General features: G+C 72.7%; 3 protein-coding genes. 1 reads left to right on the plus strand and 2 read right to left on the minus strand.

Translation table 11 applies throughout. The features are described 5' to 3' along the window. The coding region (gene miaB / locus G5C62_RS26070; RefSeq protein WP_164703283.1) for a tRNA (N6-isopentenyl adenosine(37)-C2)-methylthiotransferase MiaB at window positions 1–1,236 on the plus strand (1,236 nt) is incomplete at its 5' end. 104 nt (window positions 1,237–1,340) lie between these two features. Here miaB and G5C62_RS26075 read toward each other — a convergent pair. Together G5C62_RS26075 and G5C62_RS26080 are read right to left on the minus strand one after the other, a co-directional pair. After that, the gene (locus tag G5C62_RS26075; RefSeq protein ID WP_052090846.1) at window positions 1,341–2,903 is read right to left on the minus strand and encodes an alpha/beta hydrolase fold domain-containing protein; all 1,563 of its coding nucleotides are present in this window, start codon (window positions 2,901–2,903) and stop codon (window positions 1,341–1,343) included. A gap of 160 nt (window positions 2,904–3,063) precedes the next feature. Continuing rightward, window positions 3,064–3,557, minus strand: a 494-nt coding sequence (locus G5C62_RS26080; protein ID WP_164703284.1) for a DUF349 domain-containing protein, incomplete at its 5' end; no start/stop codon positions are given.

A 3,557-nucleotide genomic window follows, 5' to 3' on the forward strand; every position in this document is an offset into this window, starting at 1 on the left:
GCCGTCGGCGGCTGCCTGGCGCAGAAGGACCGCGGCGAGATCGTCAAGCGCGCGCCCTGGGTCGACGTCGTCTTCGGCACCCACAACGTCGGCTCGCTGCCGGTGCTGCTGGAGCGAGCGCGGCACAACGCCGAGGCGCAGGTGGAGATCGTCGAGTCGCTGGAGGTCTTCCCCTCCACCCTGCCGGCCAAGCGGGACTCCGCGTACTCCGGCTGGGTGTCGATCAGCGTCGGGTGCAACAACACCTGCACGTTCTGCATCGTCCCGGCGCTGCGCGGCAAGGAGAAGGACCGCCGTCCGGGCGAGATCCTGGCCGAGGTGCAGGCCCTGGTCGACCAGGGCGTGCTCGAGGTGACCCTGCTCGGGCAGAACGTGAACGCCTACGGTGTCGAGTTCCGCGAGCGCGGCGCCTTCGCCGACCTGCTGCGCGCGACGGGGCGGATCGAGGGCCTGGAGCGGGTCCGCTTCACCAGCCCGCACCCGCGGGAGTTCACCGACGACGTCATCGCCGCGATGGCCGAGACGCCGGTGGTCTGCCACCAGCTGCACATGCCGCTGCAGAGCGGGTCGGACGACGTGCTGCGCCGGATGCGCCGCGGCTACCGGCAGGACCGCTACCTCGGGATCATCGACCGGGTGCGGGCCGCGATGCCCGACGCCGCGATCACCACGGACATCATCGTCGGCTTCCCGGGTGAGACCGAGGCGGACTTCCAGCAGACCCTCGACGTCGTCCGGCAGGCCCGCTTCTCCAGCGCCTTCACCTTCCAGTACTCCAAGCGGCCGGGCACCCCGGCCGCGGAGATGGACGGGCAGCTGCCCAAGGAGGTCGTCCAGGAGCGCTACCTGCGACTGACCGCCCTGCAGGAGGAGATCAGCTGGGCCGAGAACCGGGCGCTCGTCGGCCGGCCGGTCGAGCTGCTGGTCGCGGCAGGCGAGGGGAGCAAGGACGCCGCCCGCGGCCGGCTCTCCGGTCGGGCCCGTGACGGCCGGCTGGTGCACTTCACCGCCCTCGACGGAGTCCGGGCCGGGGATGTCGTGGAGACGGTCGTGACCGCTGCGAAGCCGCACTTCCTGGTCGCCGACGGCGAGCTGGTCTCCCACCGGCGCACCCGGGCCGGGGACGCCAGCGAGGCCGGCACCCGCCCGACCACCCCGGGCGTGCTGCTCGGCATGCCGCAGATCGGCCTGCCCCCCGTCGTGCCGGACCCCGCGCCCGCCTGCGCCCCGGCCTGACGACAGCGAGGGCCCGCCACCCACCGGGGTGACGGGCCCACGCTGGGCCCCCCTTGAGAGGCTGATCCCGAGCGTCCGGGGGATGAGGAGGACGGAGTCCTTCCTCAGGCTCGGTGAGAGCTGTTGAACGCCCGGGTGAAGTGCTCGGCGGCGTCGCGCTGCGCCCGCTCGGCCTTGTCGAGCACGGCGGCGGCGCCGAAGAACTCGTGCATCACGCCCTCGACGTGCCGGTGCGTGGTGGACACCCCCGCGGACTCCAGGTCCTGGGCGAACTGCTGCCCCTGGCTGCGCAGCACGTCCCGCTCGGCGGTGACGACCAGGGTGGGCGGCATGCTGGCCCGCTGCGCGGGGGTCCAGTCCAGCAGTGCGATGCGTGGGTCGGTCGCCGCCTCCGGCGTGCCCTGGAAGGCGTGCATCGCCATCCAGGACAGCAGTGGGCGGTCCAGTGGACGGGCGTCGGCGGCGTCGGTCATCGACTCGCCGAACTGCTCGGCCGTGGTCAGCGGGTAGACGCAGACCTGGGCCAGCGGCACGGGCTGGTCGTTGGCGGCCAGGGTGAGCGAGGTGGCCGCAGCCATGGTGCCGCCGACGGACTCACCGCCGATGGCCATCCGGGTCGGGTCCCCACCCAGCTGCTGGGCGTTCTCCCGCACCCAGGTCCACGCGGTCAGGACGTCGTCGTGCGACGCCGGGAAGACCGCCTCCGGTGCCCGGCGGTAGTCAGGCGAGACGATGATCGCGTTCGTCTTGTTCGACAGCCCGCGGCACGATGCGTCGTAGGTGTCGATGTCGAACAGCACCCAGCCGCCGCCGTGCAGCCACATGATGATCGGCACCGGGCCGACCCCCGGGTCGCTCGGGGTGTAGACCCGCAGTGTCTGCTCGCCGCCGGCGCCGTCCGGGATCCTCAGGTCCTCCACCGAACCGACCGGCTCCGGGCCCTCGATCCCGCGGTCGGCCATCACCTTCCGCACGGCGGCGTCCGGGCCGGGCTGCTTGCGGGCCTCGCCGGGCGTGAGGATCTCGAACGGCAGCGGGCCGAGGGACGAGTGCGCGTCGACGATCGCCTGCGCCTGCGGGTCGAGCAGGCCACTGGCGTCGGTGACCAGCTCCTTCTGCCGGCCGGACAGCACGTCGCGGACGTGGTCCAGCGGCTTGGCCAGCATCCCGGCGATCTTCTCCGCGATCCCCTCGGCGGGGGCGTGCGGATGCGGCCGGGTGGGCGCCATCCGCTTGTTGGTGAGGAACTGCTCCCCGAGCTCGGCCATCCGCTGCGGCCCGGCCTTGGCCCGGAACTCCGGCAGCTCCTCGTCCTCCTCGTCGTGGACGTGGTGCCGGACGACCTCCATCAGGTCGGTGAGCGCCTGCTCGAACTCCGGCTGGCCCGGCTCGGTGCGCCCGAGGGTGACCAGGAGCTCCTTGATCTGCTGGTGCTCGTGCTCGGCGTCGTCGTGCTCGTCGGTCATCCCGATCTCCGGCCAGATCGGGTACAGCACGACCTCCTCGGAGAAGGCGTGCGCGGCCAGTTCGAAGGAGATCTGGTCGACCAGCACCCGGCGGTTGCCGCGGCCGGCCTCCAGGTGCTGGAACTGCCGCTCGACGACCGCGTGGTCGTCGGCGATCAGGTGGTCGATGTCGCCGGGCTGGGTGCGGTAGGACAAGGCCACGCGGGCCTCCTCACGAGGTGGGGGTGCCGACGAGTCGGACGCCGGCCTCGGCTCTCCACCACCTACCCGCGGGCCCCGCTGGTACACGATCGGCGGCCGGGAGAACGTCGAGGGCCCGTCCGGTGACGGACGGGCCCTCGATGGTGCGTTCCCCGGTGGCTCAGCGGCGGCCGGCGGACTTCTCGGCCTCGGCCAGCCACTCGCGGCGGGTGGCCAGGTTGGCCTCGGCCTCGCCGATCCGCTTGGCGTTGCCGGCGGCCTGCGCCTTGGCCAGCTGGTCCTCGGCCTTGGTCACCGCCGCCCGCATCGAGGTCAGCAGCGGGTTCTCCGGCTGGACCCGGGGGCGGGCGGACTCGCTCGCGCCGCGGAACTTCTCCTCGACGGTGCGCATCCGGTCCTCGAGGTCGCGCATGGCGCCGCGGGGCACGTGCCCGATGGCGTCGTAGCGCTCCTGGATCTTGCGCAGTGCGTTCTGGTTGCCCTTGTTGGCCGGGTCGAGCTTCTCCGCCTCGGCGAGCAGCTCCTCCTTGGCCTTCTGGTTGGCCAGCTCGTCACTGCTGCGCGCCTGGTCGTTGGCGGTGCGGGCGGCGAAGAACACGTCCTGGGCGGCGCGGAACTTCTTCCACAGGTCGTCGTCGGTGTCCCGGCCGACCC

Source organism: Modestobacter sp. KNN46-3 (genome assembly GCF_011039295.1).